Genomic DNA, 19,302 nt, shown 5'->3' with positions numbered 1-19,302 from the left:
TATAATTACGCAAAAAACGTGTAAAGTTTCCGTCATTTACGGTAAACTTCACACGTTCGTTTATTTAAACACGTTGGTTCAACTTATTTTATTGGAAATGCATCTTTAAACTTTCTAATCCTAACGCTTGGTGAATAATCACGGACGCCCCGCCCAGTAAAGCTGCTGATTGGACGTTCTTCGTCGCAATGATTGGAACTTGCCGGGTCGGTGAGGACATCTTAGCCGTCATGTTGCGGATATCCGTCAACAATTGTGGCAAGATTTCCAGTACGGTCGTGTTCAACACAACTACGTCCGGTGCAAAAGCGGTGCTGACGTTGGAAACCACCTTGGAAAGGTAGTAAACGAAGTCGTTAAAGACTTTGGTCACTTCCGGATCATGGTTGATGTAGTCGTGCTTAACCGCCGTTAAATCTAAGCGGTCAACGTGCTTAATGGCCTTCAACCGTGCCCAGAGCGCCTTTTCCGACGCGTAATCGTTCACCGATTCCATGTGGTTGTCCAAGTGACGGTCTTCAAGTAAGGCCGTCCCGACTTCGCCGGCTTCACCTTCATGCCCGGAGTACAACCGCGAATCGGCCACGATACCGGCGTGGATTTGATCACGCACGACCACCGAAACCACGTTATTGAAGATTTCGTTGTCGTGGAAATCGCGTTCGAATACGGCCGTTAAGTTGGCTTTCTTTTCCAGTACCACTGGAATCCGTAACTTATCCCGCAAGTATTTAGCTAAATCGAAGTTGGCTAAACACTTGATTGGGGTTTTCAAAATCTTGTTTTCGTAAATGATTCCGTCCAGGGCAATCGCAACCCCCATCAAGCCATGAATCGTGCCGTAATCGTCAACGTTTCGTAACTGGTCTTCAATCAGGTCGATGGTATCGGTCAACGTCATGTCGTTGGTCTTAAAGCTCTGGAAGTGTAAGATCTTACCGTTCAACCGCGAATACATGAGCTTCACGGCGTCTTCGGATAAATCAATGCTGGCAACGAAACCATAGTTGACGTTTAATTCCGCCATCACCGGCTTACGGCCACCATTTTTAGTGCTAACGCCACAGCCGATTTCCTTAATGAAATCGGTCCGTAATAACTGATTATAAATGTCTGAAACGGTAACCTTGTTTAAGTTCAAATTCCGTGAAATTTGACTCCGACTAATTGGCCCCTCATTAATAACTTGTTGTAGCACTTGTTTCTCGTTGGTACTGCGCATCACGTGTTTATTAATAATCATCCTGAATCTAGGTGTCCACACCGAGTCGCCGAATTACTATTGTCAGATTACTTAACCTGGCCTGCCATCAATCTAGCCATTCGGTGGTCACCTTAACCCCCTAATCTGTTAATATTCTATAGCATCAAACTAACTTGTTACACAAAATAGTCAATTTTGTACCTATTTTGACATCTTGCTGCTAAAAAAATGTCGCCGTTGGTCCAAAATGACCGCCCCCATGAATCTAAAAAACATGTAGAACGAAAGTCATCCGTCCTTACTCTTACATTCTATAACAGTTTTTATAAAAAAATCACCGATTCACACCTAAAAGCGGGTGTTTTACCGGTGATTGTTAAGTATGCTTCCATACCGATATAATTCTAATTATATTTATTGTAAGGACTTGGCCGCTTGCGCGATCGACATGTGCTGGGCACTGGCCTGTTGCAAAATGGCCTCAACCTGCGCATCGGTGTAATTATGGCTGTTATAGCCGGCTTCGTCAAGTTCAGCGCGGGTCGCGTTGATCTGGGCCGCACTATAATCGGTATTTTTAGCGGCCTGCGCGATGGAAACGTGCTGCTCGCCCGCCCGCTTTAAGATTGCAATGATTTGGTCGTCAGTCATACTACTACCCTTCATACCGGCTTCGTTCAACTCGGCACGGGTTGCATTGATTTGGGCTTCGGTATATAACCCAGTCGGCTGACTCGATGACGTGGCGGTGTCGCTTTCAGCGGTCGTTGACTGCGATTGTGCAGCCTGGTGCCGCTGACTTGAACTTGAAGAACTTGCCGACAACGCACTTTCAGTACTATCCTCAATTGGCGCAGCGCCAGTTAGCGCTTTGATCGACGCGTTATTTTGCTTGCGTAACGCGGTCGCCTGCTTATAAATATCTTGATAATGGGTTTGCTTGAAACGCTTATCCTGCATCATCACTTTGATGACACCGTTAGAATCGGTAAACTCATTGGCCTTATTTAACTCTAGGGCACTCTGATACTGCGAACGGTAGGTCTTGCGCTTCGCTAAGACCTGCTTGATCGTTTTGAGTTGGTCCTGGGCGCGTTCCGTTAAGACGGCGGATGCGTGCCGGGTTTGCTTAACCTGCTTAAAATCACGTTTAGCCGCACTAAACTGACGCGCTTTTAACGCTTCAGCGGCGTCCACGTAAGTCTGCGTCTGGGTCAAATACCGTTGCGCCGTCTGATCACTGGCGCGGGTCCGGGTGGCGTGCGTAAAGTTCGTCACGGCCTGCGAATAATCCTTAGCATGTAAAGCGCGCTTACCTGCTTTCATTTCGGTCGTGTACGACTGTTCCTGCAACCGGTAACGAGTGTACGAATAACCACCAACGCCAACGGCCACGACGACCACGACAATTGCCCATAACCACTTTTTCATCACAACACCCCCAAAAGTTTGTTTTACTTATCGATTTATTATACCATGTTTACGAATTTAACCGTAAAAGCTTTGTGCTTACAAAACGGTTTTCATAAGCGTATAATGTTTTTTGTATTTTATCAAGAAAGGATCCTCACTGTAATGTTAGAAAAGACTTTTTACAAGACCCTGTTAAGCCACTCCTTCAACATCCCGGTTAAGGTAAACTACTGGGACGGTAGCAGTAAGACGTATGGCGACGGCACCCCAGAAGTAACGATTACTTTCAAGGAAGCCATCCCAATGCACGATATTACCAGAAATGCGTCGATTGCGCTGGGCGAAGCTTACATGGACGGCAAAATTGAAATCGAAGGTAGTATTCAAAAGTTGATCGAATCAGCTTACGAATCCGCCGACAGTTTCTTTTACAACTCCAAGCTAAAAAAATTCATGCCTAAGCAATCCCATACTGAAAAGAAGAGTCAGGAAGACATCCAAAGTCACTACGACGTTGGTAATGACTTCTATGAAATGTGGTTGGATCCAACCTTGACCTATTCTTGTGCCTACTTCAAACACGAAGACGACAGTCTAGAAACGGCCCAAATCAACAAAGTGCACCACATCATTCAAAAGCTCAACCCGCAACCAGGTAAAACCTTATTGGATATCGGTTGTGGCTGGGGAACGCTTATGCTGACCGCTGCTAAGGAATACGGTTTAAAAGTCGTCGGCATCACGCTTTCTCAGGAACAATACGACCTGGTTTCCCAACGGATCAAGGATGAAGGCTTAAGCGACGTCGCTGAAGTTCGCTTGGAAGATTACCGCGAACTCGGTGACGAAACTTACGACTACATCACCAGTGTCGGCATGTTCGAACACGTCGGTAAGGATAACTTGGCGATGTACTTCGAACGCGTTAACCACTACCTCAAGCCAGAAGGTATCGCCCTGCTTCACGGGATTACCCGTCAACAAGGTGGCGCCACTAACGGCTGGTTAGATAAGTACATCTTCCCAGGTGGCTACGTTCCCGGCATGACCGAAAACCTCCAACACATCATCGACTCCGGTTTACAAGTTGACGACGTTGAAACCTTACGCCGCCATTACCAACGGACGACTGAATTATGGGACGAAAACTTTAACGCGGTTCGCGGTAAAGTTGAAGCGAAGATGGGCGAACGCTTTACTCGCATGTGGGACTTATACCTACAAGCCTGCGCCGCTTCCTTCCAGTCCGGTAACATTGACGTGATGCAGTACCTCGTTTCTAAGGGCCCGTCATCACGGAACTTACCGTTAACCCGCGAATACATGTATGCGGACCATCCGGTGGCTGAAGAAGTCTAATTGAATATGAATACTAAAAAGCTTCGCTGAAAAAAATCAGCGAAGCTTTTTTGCTACTACCATTGACCCGTTAGTCGGTTGCTTGGCCGGTCACCGTGATTTTTTTCGCCGTTAGTGACGGCACGGTATTGCTCCCCCCGAGCTTAGTTTCGTAAGTTTGTCGGTCACCGAAGACCCCCTGAATATCAACGTAATCATCTTCAACGGCCGTCGTCTTACCTTCATGGCTAACCATAAAGAGGTGCGAAGGATCCTCATCCGTATAAACTAATAGCGTCGTCTGCCCAGCCGATTCGTCCGCTTGTAGCACTTCGGCTTTAGAAATATGGTACGATTTGCCGTTCCAATCATCAGACTTTACAAAGTCGCCATACGAATACTTCCGCGCATTGTTTTCGCCCTCGGTCGCACTGTAGCTACCGTCATGAGTGCGCTTTGTCGAAGATTCCGTTGATGATTCGGCTTCATCACCATTCAAGTAACGGGCCTGGGCCGCCGTTAGTTTGAACACCGTCGTTTTTGACTTCGCATTCACCTTGGCAACCATTTTATCGGATAATGCTGTCCCCATTTTTTTATCATAATGACTAATGGCCACGACCCGCAACTTCGCCGTTTGGCCCGCTTGGTATTTCTCAGTCGTGCGAACCCCTGACGCACCTAGGACCGTTGCCTGAACTTTACCATTACGGACTTTAGGCAATTTACCAGCACTAGTTTGCGCTAACGGAATGTTATGGTCACCGTCTTTCCCCGTAATCACAACCACCGTTGCGTTATCCGGTGCCTTAGTCGTCCCAGAAAAGCGCCAGTCCTGATGTTTGTCAGTCGTAATCTGGGTCACCCGGACCGGGTAGATTTTCTGGGTTGCTGGTTTATCTTGGTTACCCGTAAACTGCGCAACAACCACCAATAAAATCAATAGAACTACTGACAGAACCGAACTTATTAGTGTCACCCGTTTCCACCGGTAACCATTCTTTTTAAAAAGCCAAGTAAAGCCCCACCCCAGCAATGAACATATAAATACCAAAATCACTAACATAAAAAGTACTCCAACAATTTGATCCCACAACATTTTTTTCTCCTCCACTTCTCACCGATCATCGTCAATCACCATTTCAGTTGGGTTTATTAACAATTGTGCCCCCAAAGCCATCGCAACGCCCAACTTCAATGTACAACCATCATAATGAATAAGCGTGGAAAAATCCTATGCAATTTGCATAATTAAATTTATATCAAAACTAGTCGCTCGTCCCCATTAAAAAATGACATGACTAAAATTATTATTCTAGTCATGCCATTTTTATAAACTCCTATTACTATTCGTGAATCATTGCCGGAATCAGCCAATCTACCAGTGTCCGGTAGAGTAATAAGCCACCCAAGAATAGGGTCGCCGAACCGGCCGCCGCAATCGGCAGCGTCGTTTCCATGTTAGTTGGTAACACTAACGCTAGTAGTGGAAAGGCGTACGCGGCCGGTAAGCGTAACTTTAAAACCGCTAATAACACGCAAACCAGTGGCAACGCGATCACCGTGGTCAATAGCCATGAAGCCGTCAGCCAGTGAATGCCAACGCCAAGCGACGCCGCGCCAACCAGCGCGACCCACTGCTTACCAGCCAGTTTCGTCGAGTAAGTGGGACTTTGGATTGCCTCAAACAAGACCACGATTACTGGTGGAATGGCGGCCATCTGCGGTTGTCCTAATAACCATACCATTACGACCCACGTCGCCACTAACGCGCCAAAGCCGAGCATCTGTAGCGGCTTAATCGTTTGTTTATTCATGACCGGCTTACCATTGCGATGATTGATCAGGAAAACTCCCGTCATCAAGCTCAATGTCCAAAAGAAAATGGCGACAATAAATGACCAGTGCGTCGCATTAATGATAATTGGTAACAACCCGGTTGCAAATGCCGGGGCTAAATTAGAGCGTAGAACTTTCATCAACCCAAGCATCAGTGCCACCCCAACAGCGACTTTTAACGGGTAGGACCAGGCCATTTTATTAATGAAGAACCCGATTACTGCGGTTCCGGAAGGTACTAAGAATAATTTAAACGGTTGTTGAATCCAGGTCGGCTTTCGATACAGCCAGGTTCCAGCCGTTAACGCGCCAATTTCAGGCAAAATCAGCTCCGTATCTTGAAAAAGGGTCGCAACGCCAACCATTGCTAAAATAAATCCCAAGCCACAGAGATACCTTAAATAGCGTTTTTTTATCGTAATCAAAATAATATTCCTTTCTTATATTCATTTCCATATATTATTGTAATCAAATCAGCAATGAGTGGTATTGTAACATAGGATTCGGGCCATATTCAAATATTTACCTTAACTTTGACACAACAATAAAACCTCCAGCTAACCTAAATTAAGCGGAGGTTTTTAAATTATGCACCCAGCATAAGATTATTTATATAAACTTGGTTATTCTAAATAACGTACTCGTGATTAACCTTTACAGACCTAATAACATCAAGATAACGATGGTCTCGCCAGCGCGCAGCCAGACCCGGTACCTTCTGACATTAGGCCAATGGCGGTACAACCTTAAATTCAAGTAATGTGCTAAGACTGGTAATCCAAACAGGATGAAATCAATCCACCACATCTGCCACTTCGCCGACCACCCGGATTGATCCAAACCAATCAGGAGTAGCAGCCACCACCAGAGCGTGTAAACCAACCAGCCGCTCCGAATAATCATGACCCGGTGTTGGTGCCAGAACGTCTTGAACAACTGGCCGGTGGTCGGTCGCGGTGACTGCCCGTTGATGGCTTGGCGCATCGCTTCCGCTGTCTGGTAACGCTGCTCGGGATCAAGCGCCGTCGCCTTTGCAATGATCTGTCGCCAAGGTGCAACGGTGGTCAGGGTCCGCTGAATCGTCTGTGAGTCAGTCGGAAGCTTACCAGTTAGTAAGCAGTTCAGTACGATACCTAACGCGTAAATATCGCTTCGCTGGTCCGTCTGTGCAAAGCCGTAATTTTCAGGTGCCGCAAAGCCGCTCGTTCCGAGCAACCGCGTATCCGTTGACTGCGCCGTGTGAAACTCACGGGCAGCGTTCACGTCAATGACGAAACAGTGCCCGTTTACCAACATCAAATTACTTAACTTAATGTCGCGGTGCACGATATTTAAAGCGGCCAGTGCCGCTAACGTTTCTAGGACATCCGTCGCAATGGTTTGAACAACCGGACTGGCCAGCGGACCTTGCTTCGTCAGCCGGTCGGCCAATGTCTCACCATTAATGAGCGTTTCAACGGTGACCACGTAATCTTCCATCGGTAATAACCGCTGCAGCTTCGGCATCCGAATCACCGGGTGTTCAAATAGCGTTTGGAGCACCGGTAACGTATCCATGGTAGTGAGCTTAGCGACTGAAACAACCTGATCCTTCTTGACCAACATTGGAAACTCGCGGCCGTTAACTAGTGGCCCAAGCGGCTGGTAATCCGCCGCGGTCAAGGTTTGCATCGCTTGTACAATCGGTAACATCACCAGCACATCCTTTCCGTTTTATAACATTAACCTTAACTATAACCTTGGAGGAATTATAATGTCAAAATCAAATGAAGTAGAATCAACTGCCACCACCACTCAACCTCGTTCCCGCACCGCCGAATTAGTCCTAGGCATTATTGGTGGCATTTTCGGTATGATCGGTGGCTTCCTTGCCCTGACCATCGGCAGTATTGGGAGCGCGTTTGGGGCTAGCGGGGCCGGAGAAGTTAATGGCTTAGGAATTGCTTGCATCCTCGTCTCAGCGTTAGCCATCGTTTTTGCCGCTCTGATTAACCGCAATCATGTTTTGATGGGCTGGTTCATTATTATTTGCGGGGTATTAAACTTTATTCTGGTCAGTTACTTCGGTATTCTAAGCGGCCTGTTAATTCTCATCGCCGGCGGCTTAGCCCTCAGAAAGTAGGTCTTAATAATGAAACCTTGGTATAAAAAGTGGTGGGTTTGGCTGCTAGGCATCGTTGCCCTATTTTTAGTCGTCGCGCTCTTCAGCCCGGATGATGACAGCGCCAGCAGCACCCGCAAGCCAGCTTCAGCCTCATCCGCCAAGCCAAAGCAGCAGAAAAAGAGTCTGTATAAAGTTGGCGACAGCGCTACCATTGATAACATGAAACTAACCGTTAACAGCGTGACACCCACTTCCGACATCGACGACGACATTTCGACCCCTAAAAGTGGTAATCAATACTACGTCGTCAAAGTAACGTTGAAAAATGTCGGTGAGGACGAAGAAAGTTACGACTCGTACGATTTTCAAATCAAGTCTGATGGTAATAAAACCGACCTCGACGAAGTCAATACCAAGAACGACGATGATCTAGATAGCGGCGACCTAGCCGCCGGCGGACACGTTACCGGCGTTATGACCGGCCAGGCTAAAAAGGACGGTCAGGTCGAGTTAATTTACTCCCCCGATTCGTTCAACGATAAACACGTCACCTTTAAATTACAATGATTTCTGGTAAACTAATATCGACATTGATATTAGGAGGGGTACTATGCCTGAACGGTCAACCAAAGAAATGTTTAACGAAATCAAGAAAGCGCATGGGGCTAAGGAATTTATGACTAAAATGCAAGATAACTTTATTCATACCGTCCCGGCCGAATACTTAGAAGAGTTGCTAAAGATTAAACAGACCACTAAAAGCGAAGTCATCCGGCAAGCTAACTTGGGCGCGACCACCGGCTATCAATATTTTGATGGCAAACGCCGCCCAAGCCGCGCCCGCATGATTGCCCTCGGCTTTGGCTTCAGTCTAACCGTTGCCGAGTTGAATACCATGTTACGCCGAACCGGCTATGCCGAGCTGTACGCCAAGGATGAATGGGACGCACTAGTGATCTTCGCACTCAACCAAAAATTTGACATCAACCGTACGGATGAACTGTTATTTCGGTACGGATTGGGGACAATCACTTCCGATAATTAGGAAAACTGGGATGGCTTAACGGCCACCCCAGTTTTTATTTGTCCGTTAAATGCTGCTTCTTTAACCAGGCAACAAAACTTGCTGCCGCCTGATTGATCAACTTATCCATCGTTCCAACACCATAAGCCAATTCAACCGGATAATCCACCGGGACAATTTCAAACGATTGCTGATTAGTACAACTAATAAAGTTTGGCATAAAGCAAATGCCTAGCCCGGCTTCAACCATTGTATTGGCCACCGCCACGTTATCCACAAAGGTTATCGTAGCGTCACTAATCGTCGCCTGTAAATAGCGCTGAAATTTTAGCTGTTCCGGTGGACACCAGCCCTCGTTAAGTAAGATTAAATTTTGACCGTCAAACGTATTGATCGGCGCCCGTTTTAACCGACATAACGGATTTTCGGTCGGGACTAGTGCACAAAAGTAACCGTCCAACAGTTTAGTAAATTGCACTGCCGGCGTATCGTATAAGTCATCATGAGTCGTAAAAATAACGTCACATTCTTGGTTTTGCAGATGCTGTTTTAACTGATTATGATCAAAGTACTCCAAGTATAATTTAACGTCCGGATAAGCCGCTCGATACTGCTTAATGAGCCGTGGCAAAGCATGCGATTCAAAACTCGTCCCCGTCGTTCCAACCGTTAAAGTACTGCGTTCTCGCTGATATACCTCACGACTATCGACCACGGCCTTTTCCAAGTTACTCAGAATCGTGACCGTTCTTTGGTAGAATAACCGGCCACTATTCGTTAACGTTACCTTGCGCTTAGTCCGTTTAAACAACGTAAACCCAAGTTCATTTTCGATTGATTTAATCGCTTGAGAGACGGCCGACTGTGACAAATTCAGCGTTTTCGCCGTTAACGAGAAGTTCAACGTCTCCGCCAAGTTCACAAATACTTTTAAATGATCCACGTTCACCGCAGCGCACCTCCCCAGTAATCAGTTTTCCTTATTAATAATAACATTTTTGCGTTTCACGCCACCAGACAATCGTGATAATTTTAACGATGTAAGCGATATCAATATCGCTGATACTGTTTGTTCAGTTTTTAAAATAGTTATTATTAATTTATCATTTCACAATTTGGAGGGCTTACAATGTCAAAATTAGCAAATGTTGATCATTACCAAGTTACCGAAGATGATGTTAAACGGACCGTTAATACCGAAGTACTGGTCGTTGGTGCCGGGAACGCCGGGATGATGGCCGCCGCGGCCGCCGCTGAAAAGCACGCCGATGTAATGGTAATCGAAAAAGAAGCCAGCATTAATCTGATGCGGGTCGGCCTTGGCGGTGTCGGCACCAACGCCCAAAAGCGTGCCGGTTTAACCATTAATAAGTACGATTTAGTCGAATACTTAGCCGCATTCGCACAGCACAACGTCGATGAAGGTCTGATCTACCATTGGGCCAACCATAGTGCCGAAGCCGTGAACTGGGTCGAAGACAACATCTTAAAGCCCAACGGTGCCCACCTTCGTTCTGAACCCGACGCCATGGTCACTAGTTCAGCTTACCAAGGCTTCCCAACTGAAAACGATCCAACGATTGACGATAAGACGTTTACTTCTTACGGTAAATGGTTCCAAGAAAAAGTTGACTCGATGGGCGTCAACTTACAATTTAACACTGCGTTAGTTAAGCTACTAACCTCTAATAATCAAGTCACGGGTGCAATCGTAAAAGACTTGGCTAAGGATGAATACGTGCAGGTCAACGCCACCAAGGGGGTCATTCTTTGTACTGGTGGTTACTCCGCTAACAAGGATTTGTTAAAGCAATGGAATCCATTGGCGCTTAAGAAGAACGTCTTTAATGACAGCCCCCGCAACAACGGTGCTGGGATTACTTCCGCATTAAACGTTGGTGCGCTTAAAGACGAAGAGCCTGCTGAATGTATTTTTGACCGTGGCTTAGTACCAATCGGGACTAAGACTGATGACATGTACGTGCAAACCGCGACCTATCAAGACTGGTTATGGCTCGGGAGTCATCCATTGCTCAAGTTGAACATGCGCGGTGAACGCTTCGCCAACGAATCCGTCCCTTACCAGTTCATTGTTAACGCTGCTAGCAAACAACCAGGTTACTTATACAGCATGATTTGGGACGATAATTTTGATGAATACGCCAAGCAATTCCACATGCTTGGTTGCGCCCGGGTTGGGTTCCCTGGTTACATGGCCAGCGCACAAAAATTACGTGAAGATACTGAACAGTACGTCAAAAAAGGGTTGGTCGTGAAAGCCGATACAATTGAAGAATTAGCAGAAAAGTTACACTTACCCGTTGAAAACGTTAAGCAATCAGTTGCTCATAATAATCAACAAGTCGTTAATAACTTCGATAAGGACTTCGGTAAGGAGCCGTTCCGCCTAACGCCAATCGATAAAAAGCCTTACTACGGCTGCATTCTCGGTGGCCGGATTCTCTGCACGTTTGACGGCCTACGCGTCAATAAGCAGATGGAGGTGCTGAATGATCAATACGATCCCATCGGTCACTTGTACGCCGCGGGTAACGATAGTGGTGGCTTCTTCTTCGGCAGTTATCCGGACCGGGTTCCCGGTTTAGCTGCTAGTCACGCGCAAACGTTCGGCCGCTTAGCTGGTCAACAAGCCGCAGCTAACTAAAAAACAATTCAACTCAAAAATGGCAATTTACCACCTCACCGCGGTAAATCGCCATTTTTATTTGTCCTAAAAGAATAAATAATAAATCCCACTTAACCCAATAAACAGGTAAATTCCCTGGCGGACGACCGCCATGGGTAATTTCGGCAAGATACGGGCCGCCAGCCACGCCCCACTAAAGGCACCGAGTAGGCCCAAGCCGATTGCCGGTAGCTGGGTCGGCGTTAAGATACCGTTTCCAATTCGTACTAGGGTAATTCCAATCACGTCGATGAAAAAGAACGCCTGCAAGTTGCCCAAGTAGGCCGCCGGATCGTCATCGGATAAGGATAGAGAATACAGCGCCATCAACGGCCCACCGATACCAAACAACCCGTTGAAAAAGCCGGAAATCATCATAAACGCGCCGGCAACCGGCCACGGATAGTGCTGGTGACTCGCGCGTTTATTGAACGTAAAGTAAACCGCCAACACACACAACAATCCCCCGAGCAGTCGTCGCAACAGTTGCACATCCAGCGTTTTGCCCAAGTGGACCGCCCAAATGGCCACACTGGCATAAATCACGAACGGCACTAGGATACGGCGCCACCTGACCGCGCGTCGATACCGCCACGCCATCGGGCCAACAACTGCCAGCATCGCCACGCCGGCAACCCCCGCGCCCTGGGCAATCGGCATCAGTTGTGGTAAGAAAATCATCATAATAATCGCCGCACCAAATCCCGTTAATCCCTGTACCAAGCCGGCCAAAGCAGCCGGTAATAAGACCAATACCCACGCCATTTTCGCGCCTCCCTTTTACGGACCAAGATACAAAAAAAGAACCGGTAATTGTTCCAGTCCCTTACAGTTACGTTTATATGTGAAACAGCAAGACGAATATCATCACTGAAACCAGGCCGATAACCACCGAAAGGGTCATTGATCGGGTTCGGTAAGCGACGAAACCAACTAGGATGGCCGAAATGATCATCCCGAGGTTGCCAGACGTCATAATGTGATACTTGCTATCGATGAAGACACTTTTGACCACCAACGCGGTGAACAGTGAGACCGGCACGAACCGCATCCACTCGTTAAACCACTCCGGAATAGCCCGCTTCGTAAAGAACAGGAGCGGGAAGAACCGTGGGATGAACGCCACGATCGCACAGAAGATGACTAACCAAAAGTGTTCAATACTACTCATCGAACTGACAGATTGCATAAGAAAACTCCTCTACACCCTACTTATCATCCAACGGTCGCGTTGGATCGTGAATCTTGTAAAGCAAATGACTTTCTGGCTTATGTTCTACTAAATGACGTTCGATGAAGTACCCGCACAGCGAGGCGATTAAAGTGGCAACCACTAGCCCCAGCGTGCTCTTCATCAAAACTAAGAAGAAAATCGTTAAAACTCCGGATAACGTCGCAACCAGAATGATTAAGCGACTCTTAGTTTGCATAATGGCCATATAAATAAAGAGGGCCGTTAGCGCAAAGTCCACGACTTTCAAATCAATCGTCAGCGCACTACCGATCAAACTACCGATAATGTTGCTGACCGTCCAAAACAGTAACGAGTAATGTTCAACAAGTAACGCCTGTTTCGGTTTCCAATGTTTATCAGTCGCGAACTTCAAATAGTTCACGGCGTAGTTTTCGTCATTCATTGAGAATGCGAACCCTAAGATAAACGGCAACGGCTGCCCTTTCAAATAACGGGACAAGCTCGAACCTAGTAATGCGTACCGTAATTCCAAGAAAAACATCATCAAAATAATCGTCGTCATCGGTGCGTTGATTGTTAACATCGATGCAATCAAAAATTGAGCGCCGCCGGAAAAGACCATCACTGAAATTAATCCCGTCAGTAGATGGTTGAACCCGGCCGCGTGTAGTAGGACCCCACAAGCTAATCCAATTGGGATATAGCTGAGTCCGAGTGGCATTACCGTTCGTAATACCATTAACCAATTTGGCTCGTTCTTTTTCACCAAGAATGCCTCCAGTACCATACCAGCAAAGAATCCAAGCAACATGCATTGATGTCTAATTTCATAGACATTCGATTATAATTTTAACATGTTTTTTATAGCAATCCTACCTCCTAAAGATAGATTGTTCGTAATCCGGCCGTTTGAAAACCCTTTCATTAGCATATTTTAATCAAAACGCTGACCCATAATGACCAAATCATTACTGCGACCAGCCAGTTCCGCGACCCCCGGCAAGAAACCCCACTGTTGATAACCGAACTTTTTAAATAATTTGATACTTGGAATATTACTAGAGAAAATATAGGCCACCACCGCCGTTAACCCCACGGTGGCTAAGCGGGTTGGTACCAACGCTAAAACCTGACTCCCAATTCCCTTTCCCTGAACACTGCGGTCTAAGTACAACGAAATTTCCGTCGTCTTCGCGTAGGCGGCCCGCCCATAGAATGGTGAAAAGCTCAGCCAACCGACCACTAGCCGTTCCGTGGTTTCGACCACCCACATTGGGTAGTGCTCCGGCGTATGCGCTAGAAACCACGCCCGCCGCTCGTTGACCGTCACTGGTTTCAAATCCGCGGTCACTTGGTGGCTTGGAATCGTTTGGTTATAAATATCCACAATAATTGGTAAATCCGACATCGTTGCCGGTCGTAACGTCACGTCCATCTGAACCCCTCCATGCTTACAATCCCCTTCATTATACCGTGTTTTTTTGAAACGGATGACAGAAACTTTCACCGCCATTGACCCAATCAAAAAAGCCCACCGGAATCGCATCCGATGAGCTTTATTTTCTCGTTTCTAGTTAAACCAACTTTGAATGTTGCGCCATAAACGCACAAAAATATTGGCTTTTTCAATCGATTGTTTAGGGGTCACGTTCACTTTCAACGTGCTGCTGGTCGTCCCGTTAACCACTTTAATGGCCTTCTTATTCAAGTTCAAAGTGGCTGTACCAACGGTTTTACCGCTCTTGATTGGTGCTTGCAACTTACCATCGGTCGTCGCCTTCTTATCCAGGCTAACTTTCCCGGTAACCGCGCTCGCATCCGTTCCGGTCGGCAAGTAAACCTTGGTCGTGGCGTTATTCGAAACCAGTTTGGCGGTCAACGCCTTCCCGTCCTTCACATCAGCGGCCTTAACACCTTTAACAGTGGCCTTCTTAGCAATGTTCGTCGTCGTGTAGTTGTGGTAAACGTAGGACATGATCTGCGCCGTTTGGCTAAAGCGTTCGACGCCGTTGGTGCTGGCAGCGCCCGCGTGCATCACGACAGTAATGATCCGGTTCCCATTCTTGAACTTAACCGTCCCGGTAAAGGCGTTCCCAGCCTTTTCGGACGTTCCAGTCTTCAAGCCATCAACCGGCAAGGCACTATAATGTTTAACCAACCCTTTTAACATGTAGTTACGGTTATCCATCTTAGTAGCTGAGCTAGTGCCCTTAGCGAACCAGGCGTGAGCAATGCTGGACGTCTTGAGGACTTCGGGATAATCGGATAATAGTTTTTGCGCGACCGTGGCCACGTCTTGCGCCGACATCATGTTTTCTTCGCTAGTGGCAACGTCACTGTACCCAATGTCGTTCCCAACTTCCTTGTTGGTCAACCCACTGGCGTTGATGATAGTGGCGTCGGTAATGCCCCACGACTTAGCGGTTTTCCGCATCAGCGTCACGAACTTATGCGGGCTACCGGCAACCGCATCCCCTAACGCGGTAATCGCCGCGTTAGCGGAATAAATCTCAGTTGCGTTATAAAGTTGCCGAACCGAATAAGTCTTCGTTGATAACAACGGCACGTTCGCGTAGTCCTTATTCTGGCTCATCTTCGCAACGGATTTGCTGACACTGATTTTCTGATCCCACTTGAGCTTACCCTGATGAATTGCTTGTAAGACCAAGTAGGTACTTAACATCTTCGTCATCGACGCAATCGCCATCGGTTTGGTACTATTCTTGTCGTACAAAATCTGGCCGGTGTCGGCATCAACCGCAATCGCAGCCTTTGCCGAAATCGACGGTTCACTGGCCGCCTTAGCCTGAAGGTCGGCCCCGGCAATGCCCAGTCCAGTGGTGCTAAACGTTACTGCCGCCACTAAGGCGATCAGCGTTTTTTTGATCTTTCCCGCAATTCTCATTTCTCAATTATCCCTTTCCTGAGTGCTAAATTAAGTTTAAATAAATTGCATTGTGTAGACAAGCTAATTTTACACATTCTGGTCATTTTTTGTTAACGGATGGTCATGTTTGATTGGTAAGTGAATAACGAAACTCGTCTGCTCATCGTCACTCTGCGCAAAAATGTAACCGCCGTGGTGTTCGACGATACTTTGCGCGATTGCCAACCCCAACCCGGAGCCGCCGGTCGCCTTAGAACGGGACTCCTCAACGCGGTAAAACCGTTCGAATAATCGGCCTAATGACGCCGCCGGAATCCGTTTTCCGTCGTTGGTGACGTGAATAACGACTTCCTGGTCACGTTGTTCGGCTTGCAAAACCAACCGGTGCGCCCCGTCGCCATACTTAAACGCGTTAGTGATCAGATTATTGAACACCCGCCCTAGTTTTTCAGCGTCGGCTTCCAAGTAAATCGGTTCCGGTCCACTCTCAACTTCAATCGTCAGGTGCTTTTTATTAGCTTCCAATTCAAAGCTGGCCGCCAATTGTTCCAGCATGGCCGTTAAGTTCAACTTGCTAATATTGAGCGAGGTTTCCGTCTGCCGGACCTTGGTGTACTCGAACAGGTCTTCCACCAACGACTTCATCTGGGTCGCCTTCAAATACGCGATATGGGCGTACTTCACCAGGTCGTCTTCGGATTGGTACTGCTTATTTTCAATCAAACCAAGGTAGCCGATAATCGAGGTCAACGGCGTTCGAATATCATGACTAACGTTCGTAATCAACGCGTCCTTCGAGCGTTCGATCTCACGTTCCTCGTCCATCGAGTGGATGGCCGAATCAACCAGTGCGTTGACACTTTCAACGACCCGCTGCGTATCACCGGTCAGGTTGAAGGCAATACGGTGATCAAAGTGGCCGGCCGCAATGTAGTGCAGTTCACTAATAATGTGGCGTAACTGCATCTGCTTGTAGCGCCGAATCAAGCGCCAATATACCACGAAACCATCTGCCACCAGCATTAACGCAATAAACAGGTTCTCATAACTCCAGAGTTGCAAGTTGGTTGGTCCCAGTTTGATGGAGCGTTTAATTTGAAAAATCCCGCTTTGTAGACCGGGGTTATTCGCAATCGCGCTGTTAATCAGTACCACGATCGACAAGTTTAAAAGGAGTAGCAAAATTACCGTTACTACCCCTTCAAAGAACAATTCACTTTTTTCGCGTCCTGTTAATTTCAAAATCTGACCCCACTATTAACGTGCTTCGATTTTATAACCGACGCCCCAAACGGTTTGAATCACCTTTTCGCCGTCAGTTGCTTCTTCAATTTTATCGCGCAAGTGGCTCACGTGCACCATGACCGTCTTCGCCGATACGATACTTTCCTGTTGCCAAACCCGCTCAAAAATATCATCCGCGGAAAAGACCCGGTTCGGGTGACTTGCCAACAGGTAAAGGATCCCGAACTCCAACGCCGTCAACTGAATATCCTTACCAGTTAACGTCTTAACTTCGTGTGAATCCTTATTAATGGTCAACGGGCCGATATCTAAAACGTCCGGTTCGTTGCTGGTCACGTTATTCTCCGACCGCCGCAGCAGCGACTTGACCCGCGCCATGATTTCCAGCGGGTTAAACGGCTTAGTGACGTAGTCGTCAGCACCAGTGATCAACCCCTGAATCTTATCCATATCGCCAGTTTTGGCAGACAGTACCAAAATTGGCAATTGGGAGTCTTTCCGCACTTCCTTGATCACTTCAATCCCGTCCATTTCGGGCATCATAATATCCAAAATCATTAGGGCAATGTCCGGGTTAGTATTTAATTTCGTAATGGCTTCGCGACCATTGTAGGCACTGATTGGTTCGTAACCTTCATTTTTAATGTAAATTTCTAATAGTTGCGCAATTTCTTTGTCGTCATCGACTACTAAAATCTTCATAAAATTATTCTCCTTAGTTAATTCTGGTTTTATTTTATCAAAAAGTTCAGCATTCTTGGTCATTCGTTAACCTTTTTAGGGAAAGCTTAAAAGTCCCGTTTCAAACCGATTCGTCTGTCTCTATCATACCGCACTTTCCAAAATAATTCGGCACCCAACGCCGGGCCTGGTCAAGCATACTAAATATAACAAAAATTATTGTGAAATATTTCTCAAATAAACCTACTAAATTGACTAATCCTTAGTATAATAAGGGTATTAATCAATGAGGAAGTGATCGGATGTATAGTCCACAAGAAGTTTTACCCAATAGCATTGCTAAAGGGGTTGCTAAAGTCCAATTACCGCTACTTTCAAAATTAATTCTCGGTTTTTTCGGTGGTGCCTTGATCGCACTCGGTTTCTTAGCCGACGTCCGGGTTGCCGGCGCGCTCCCCGCTAGTTTCGGCGGCTTCGCGACGATTCTCGGCGCGGGGGTCTTCCCGCTCGGTCTGATTGTCATCTTACTCATGGGTGGCGAACTCGTCACCGGTAACATGATGGTCGTCAGCTTAGCCACCTACGACCGCAAAATTAAACTACGCTCATTCCTACTCAACTTATTAGAAATCAGCCTGATGAACTTCGTTGGCGCTGTCTGAGTCGCGTTCTTCCTCGGCCACTTTACCGGCTTAACCCACACCGGCGCCTTTCGCACCACCCTCATCACCATGGCCCAGGGTAAAATCGCCATGTCATTTTGGCCCAGCCTTGTTTCCGGCATCGGCTGTAACTGGCTCGTCGGCATCGCCGTTTGGTTAGCCGCCTCCGCCAAAGACGGCGCCGGCAAGATTCTCGGCATCTGGTTCCCCATCATGGCCTTCGTTGCCATCGGTTTCCAACATAGTGTCGCCAACTGCTTCTTGATTCCCGCCGCCATCTTCGAAGGTGGCGCCACCTGGGGCCAGTTCTTCATGAACATCATCCCCGTCTACCTCGGCAACGTCCTCGGCGGTGCCGGCCTAGTCGGTGGGCTCTACTACCTCAGCTACAAAAAACGTTAATGCCATTATTTTAGCGAACTTGCCACGACCGTGGTAAGTTCGTTTTTTCAATTGACGCTAATTAACAACCACTTATATTTTAAAAAATTCAAAAACTTCTAGAAATACGGTCAACACACCGGTCCGCTCCGCCTACACGAAAGCAAGGCTGTGGGCACGCATGGAAGCCAATTCACACCCCAAATTGTCTTCCAAGTCGGCCTTGTTGTAAGTCGCCAAACAACGGCGACCAACAACAATTTCACAGCCATGTTTCGAAGGGCTCCGGGACCTCGGTTACGTCTCGTTAACTAATAACTTGTTAGATTTAATAAACTAGTAGCGTGGTTGACGATGCCGTTCACTAATCCTTAGCATCCTAAAATCATATCAATTTGGATTCCACTAATAGATAACTTGAATTAGTAATTATGGATGAATAGATCTTAAAATTCTTGATTTTCGAAGTAGTGACCACCATTCAGTAATCAATCACCAGACTGATTCAATCCATTCATATAAATTAACGCGTTAACGCCCGCCAACGACTAGTTCAAGCCTGGAGGGAAAGCGGGAACAGTCCCAGCGGTGAAGTTTCACTTGGTCGCCGTCCTTTGGCGAGTTAGTGAACGCCCGGCGGTTA

The 19,302-nt window shown here is 47.1% G+C and carries 18 protein-coding genes and 1 pseudogene; 6 read left to right on the top strand and 13 right to left on the bottom strand.

Annotated features, from left to right (window positions below):
- Positions 1-88: 88 nt before the first annotated feature.
- Together FFM82_RS04155 and FFM82_RS04150 are read right to left on the bottom strand one after the other, a co-directional pair.
- Complete coding sequence (locus tag FFM82_RS04155) at positions 89-1,243, bottom strand: ROK family protein (RefSeq protein ID WP_137644612.1); 1,155 nt, start codon at positions 1,241-1,243, stop codon at positions 89-91.
- A gap of 375 nt (positions 1,244-1,618) precedes the next feature.
- Entirely contained in the window at positions 1,619-2,635 is a 1,017-nt protein-coding gene (locus tag FFM82_RS04150; protein WP_137644611.1) for a cell surface protein, read from the bottom strand.
- A gap of 144 nt (positions 2,636-2,779) precedes the next feature.
- Here FFM82_RS04150 and FFM82_RS04145 point away from each other — a divergent pair, with 144 nt between their 5' ends.
- Positions 2,780-3,976, top strand: coding sequence for a class I SAM-dependent methyltransferase (locus FFM82_RS04145; RefSeq protein ID WP_137644610.1), 1,197 nt, complete (start codon positions 2,780-2,782; stop codon positions 3,974-3,976).
- Between the two features lie 70 nt (positions 3,977-4,046).
- Here the strand turns inward: FFM82_RS04145 and FFM82_RS04140 are convergent, their stop codons facing one another.
- The 3 genes from FFM82_RS04140 to FFM82_RS04130 form a co-directional block, all read right to left on the bottom strand.
- A complete protein-coding gene (locus FFM82_RS04140; protein ID WP_137644609.1) occupies positions 4,047-4,934 on the bottom strand; it encodes a hypothetical protein in 888 nt (295 codons plus the stop codon).
- A 367-nt stretch (positions 4,935-5,301) separates the two neighbouring features.
- The gene (locus tag FFM82_RS04135) at positions 5,302-6,159 is read right to left on the bottom strand and encodes an HPP family protein (protein WP_137644664.1); all 858 of its coding nucleotides are present in this window, start codon (positions 6,157-6,159) and stop codon (positions 5,302-5,304) included.
- Between the two features lie 289 nt (positions 6,160-6,448).
- Positions 6,449-7,486, bottom strand: coding sequence for a serine/threonine protein kinase (locus tag FFM82_RS04130; RefSeq protein WP_137644608.1), 1,038 nt, complete (start codon positions 7,484-7,486; stop codon positions 6,449-6,451).
- A gap of 61 nt (positions 7,487-7,547) precedes the next feature.
- On the opposite strand from FFM82_RS04130, the gene FFM82_RS04125 reads away from it, so the two are divergent.
- From FFM82_RS04125 to FFM82_RS04115, 3 genes are read left to right on the top strand one after another with little or no spacing between them, the layout of a single operon-like run.
- On the top strand, positions 7,548-7,916 hold the full coding sequence (locus FFM82_RS04125; protein WP_137644607.1) for a DUF4064 domain-containing protein: 369 nt from the start codon (positions 7,548-7,550) through the stop codon (positions 7,914-7,916).
- Positions 7,917-7,925: 9 nt separating this feature from the next.
- Positions 7,926-8,465 carry a DUF4352 domain-containing protein gene (locus FFM82_RS04120; RefSeq protein WP_137644606.1) on the top strand — a complete coding sequence of 180 codons (540 nt, stop codon included), beginning with the start codon at positions 7,926-7,928 and terminating at the stop codon, positions 8,463-8,465.
- Positions 8,466-8,508: 43 nt separating this feature from the next.
- Positions 8,509-8,943, top strand: a complete 435-nt coding sequence (locus tag FFM82_RS04115; RefSeq protein WP_137644605.1) for a hypothetical protein — start codon at positions 8,509-8,511, stop codon at positions 8,941-8,943.
- 34 nt (positions 8,944-8,977) lie between these two features.
- On the opposite strand, the gene FFM82_RS04110 is transcribed toward FFM82_RS04115, so the two are convergent.
- Positions 8,978-9,871: a LysR family transcriptional regulator gene (locus tag FFM82_RS04110; protein WP_137644604.1), complete on the bottom strand. Its 894-nt coding sequence runs from the start codon at positions 9,869-9,871 to the stop codon at positions 8,978-8,980.
- A gap of 180 nt (positions 9,872-10,051) precedes the next feature.
- Here FFM82_RS04110 and FFM82_RS04105 point away from each other — a divergent pair, with 180 nt between their 5' ends.
- Positions 10,052-11,587, top strand: a complete 1,536-nt coding sequence (locus FFM82_RS04105; RefSeq protein WP_137644603.1) for an FAD-dependent oxidoreductase — start codon at positions 10,052-10,054, stop codon at positions 11,585-11,587.
- A gap of 66 nt (positions 11,588-11,653) precedes the next feature.
- Here FFM82_RS04105 and FFM82_RS04100 read toward each other — a convergent pair whose 3' ends face one another.
- The 7 genes from FFM82_RS04100 to croR all read right to left on the bottom strand — a co-directional run bounded on the left by FFM82_RS04100 (position 11,654) and on the right by croR (position 17,637).
- Positions 11,654-12,373 (bottom strand): sulfite exporter TauE/SafE family protein, encoded by a 720-nt coding sequence (locus FFM82_RS04100; protein ID WP_137644602.1) that lies wholly within the window; start codon positions 12,371-12,373, stop codon positions 11,654-11,656.
- Positions 12,374-12,446: 73 nt separating this feature from the next.
- Positions 12,447-12,797, bottom strand: coding sequence for an AzlD domain-containing protein (locus FFM82_RS04095; protein ID WP_137644601.1), 351 nt, complete (start codon positions 12,795-12,797; stop codon positions 12,447-12,449).
- A 19-nt stretch (positions 12,798-12,816) separates the two neighbouring features.
- Positions 12,817-13,590, bottom strand: coding sequence for an AzlC family ABC transporter permease (locus tag FFM82_RS04090; RefSeq protein WP_137644600.1), 774 nt, complete (start codon positions 13,588-13,590; stop codon positions 12,817-12,819).
- Between the two features lie 147 nt (positions 13,591-13,737).
- Positions 13,738-14,238 carry a GNAT family N-acetyltransferase gene (locus FFM82_RS04085; protein ID WP_137644599.1) on the bottom strand — a complete coding sequence of 167 codons (501 nt, stop codon included), beginning with the start codon at positions 14,236-14,238 and terminating at the stop codon, positions 13,738-13,740.
- Positions 14,239-14,373: 135 nt separating this feature from the next.
- Complete coding sequence (locus FFM82_RS04080; protein WP_137644598.1) at positions 14,374-15,708, bottom strand: D-alanyl-D-alanine carboxypeptidase family protein; 1,335 nt, start codon at positions 15,706-15,708, stop codon at positions 14,374-14,376.
- Between the two features lie 69 nt (positions 15,709-15,777).
- Entirely contained in the window at positions 15,778-16,932 is a 1,155-nt protein-coding gene (locus FFM82_RS04075) for a sensor histidine kinase (protein ID WP_137644597.1), read from the bottom strand.
- A gap of 15 nt (positions 16,933-16,947) precedes the next feature.
- Positions 16,948-17,637, bottom strand: coding sequence for a response regulator transcription factor CroR (gene croR, locus FFM82_RS04070; RefSeq protein ID WP_137644596.1), 690 nt, complete (start codon positions 17,635-17,637; stop codon positions 16,948-16,950).
- A 281-nt stretch (positions 17,638-17,918) separates the two neighbouring features.
- Between croR and FFM82_RS04065 the strand changes: the two are divergent.
- A pseudogene (locus FFM82_RS04065) lies at positions 17,919-18,680 on the top strand (formate/nitrite transporter family protein).
- The last annotated feature ends 622 nt before the right edge of the window (positions 18,681-19,302 follow it).

Source organism: Lactiplantibacillus plajomi (genome assembly GCF_005405405.1).
Taxonomy (GTDB): Bacteria; Bacillota; Bacilli; order Lactobacillales; family Lactobacillaceae; genus Lactiplantibacillus; species Lactiplantibacillus plajomi.
The sequence above is the reverse complement of the archived record's forward strand: the minus strand, read 5'-3'. Positions and strand labels throughout refer to the sequence as shown.

Coding starts and splice junctions, on each gene's coding strand:
- FFM82_RS04155 (WP_137644612.1), bottom strand. CDS start 1,243: ATGATTATTAATAAACACGTGATGCGCAGTACCAACGAGAAACAAGTG.
- FFM82_RS04150 (WP_137644611.1), bottom strand. CDS start 2,635: ATGAAAAAGTGGTTATGGGCAATTGTCGTGGTCGTCGTGGCCGTTGGC.
- FFM82_RS04145 (WP_137644610.1), top strand. CDS start 2,780: ATGTTAGAAAAGACTTTTTACAAGACCCTGTTAAGCCACTCCTTCAAC.
- FFM82_RS04135 (WP_137644664.1), bottom strand. CDS start 6,159: ATGGTTGGCGTTGCGACCCTTTTTCAAGATACGGAGCTGATTTTGCCT.
- FFM82_RS04130 (WP_137644608.1), bottom strand. CDS start 7,486: ATGTTACCGATTGTACAAGCGATGCAAACCTTGACCGCGGCGGATTAC.
- FFM82_RS04125 (WP_137644607.1), top strand. CDS start 7,548: ATGTCAAAATCAAATGAAGTAGAATCAACTGCCACCACCACTCAACCT.
- FFM82_RS04120 (WP_137644606.1), top strand. CDS start 7,926: ATGAAACCTTGGTATAAAAAGTGGTGGGTTTGGCTGCTAGGCATCGTT.
- FFM82_RS04115 (WP_137644605.1), top strand. CDS start 8,509: ATGCCTGAACGGTCAACCAAAGAAATGTTTAACGAAATCAAGAAAGCG.
- FFM82_RS04105 (WP_137644603.1), top strand. CDS start 10,052: ATGTCAAAATTAGCAAATGTTGATCATTACCAAGTTACCGAAGATGAT.
- FFM82_RS04100 (WP_137644602.1), bottom strand. CDS start 12,373: ATGGCGTGGGTATTGGTCTTATTACCGGCTGCTTTGGCCGGCTTGGTA.
- FFM82_RS04095 (WP_137644601.1), bottom strand. CDS start 12,797: ATGCAATCTGTCAGTTCGATGAGTAGTATTGAACACTTTTGGTTAGTC.
- FFM82_RS04090 (WP_137644600.1), bottom strand. CDS start 13,590: ATGGTACTGGAGGCATTCTTGGTGAAAAAGAACGAGCCAAATTGGTTA.
- FFM82_RS04085 (WP_137644599.1), bottom strand. CDS start 14,238: ATGGACGTGACGTTACGACCGGCAACGATGTCGGATTTACCAATTATT.
- FFM82_RS04080 (WP_137644598.1), bottom strand. CDS start 15,708: ATGAGAATTGCGGGAAAGATCAAAAAAACGCTGATCGCCTTAGTGGCG.
- croR (WP_137644596.1), bottom strand. CDS start 17,637: ATGAAGATTTTAGTAGTCGATGACGACAAAGAAATTGCGCAACTATTA.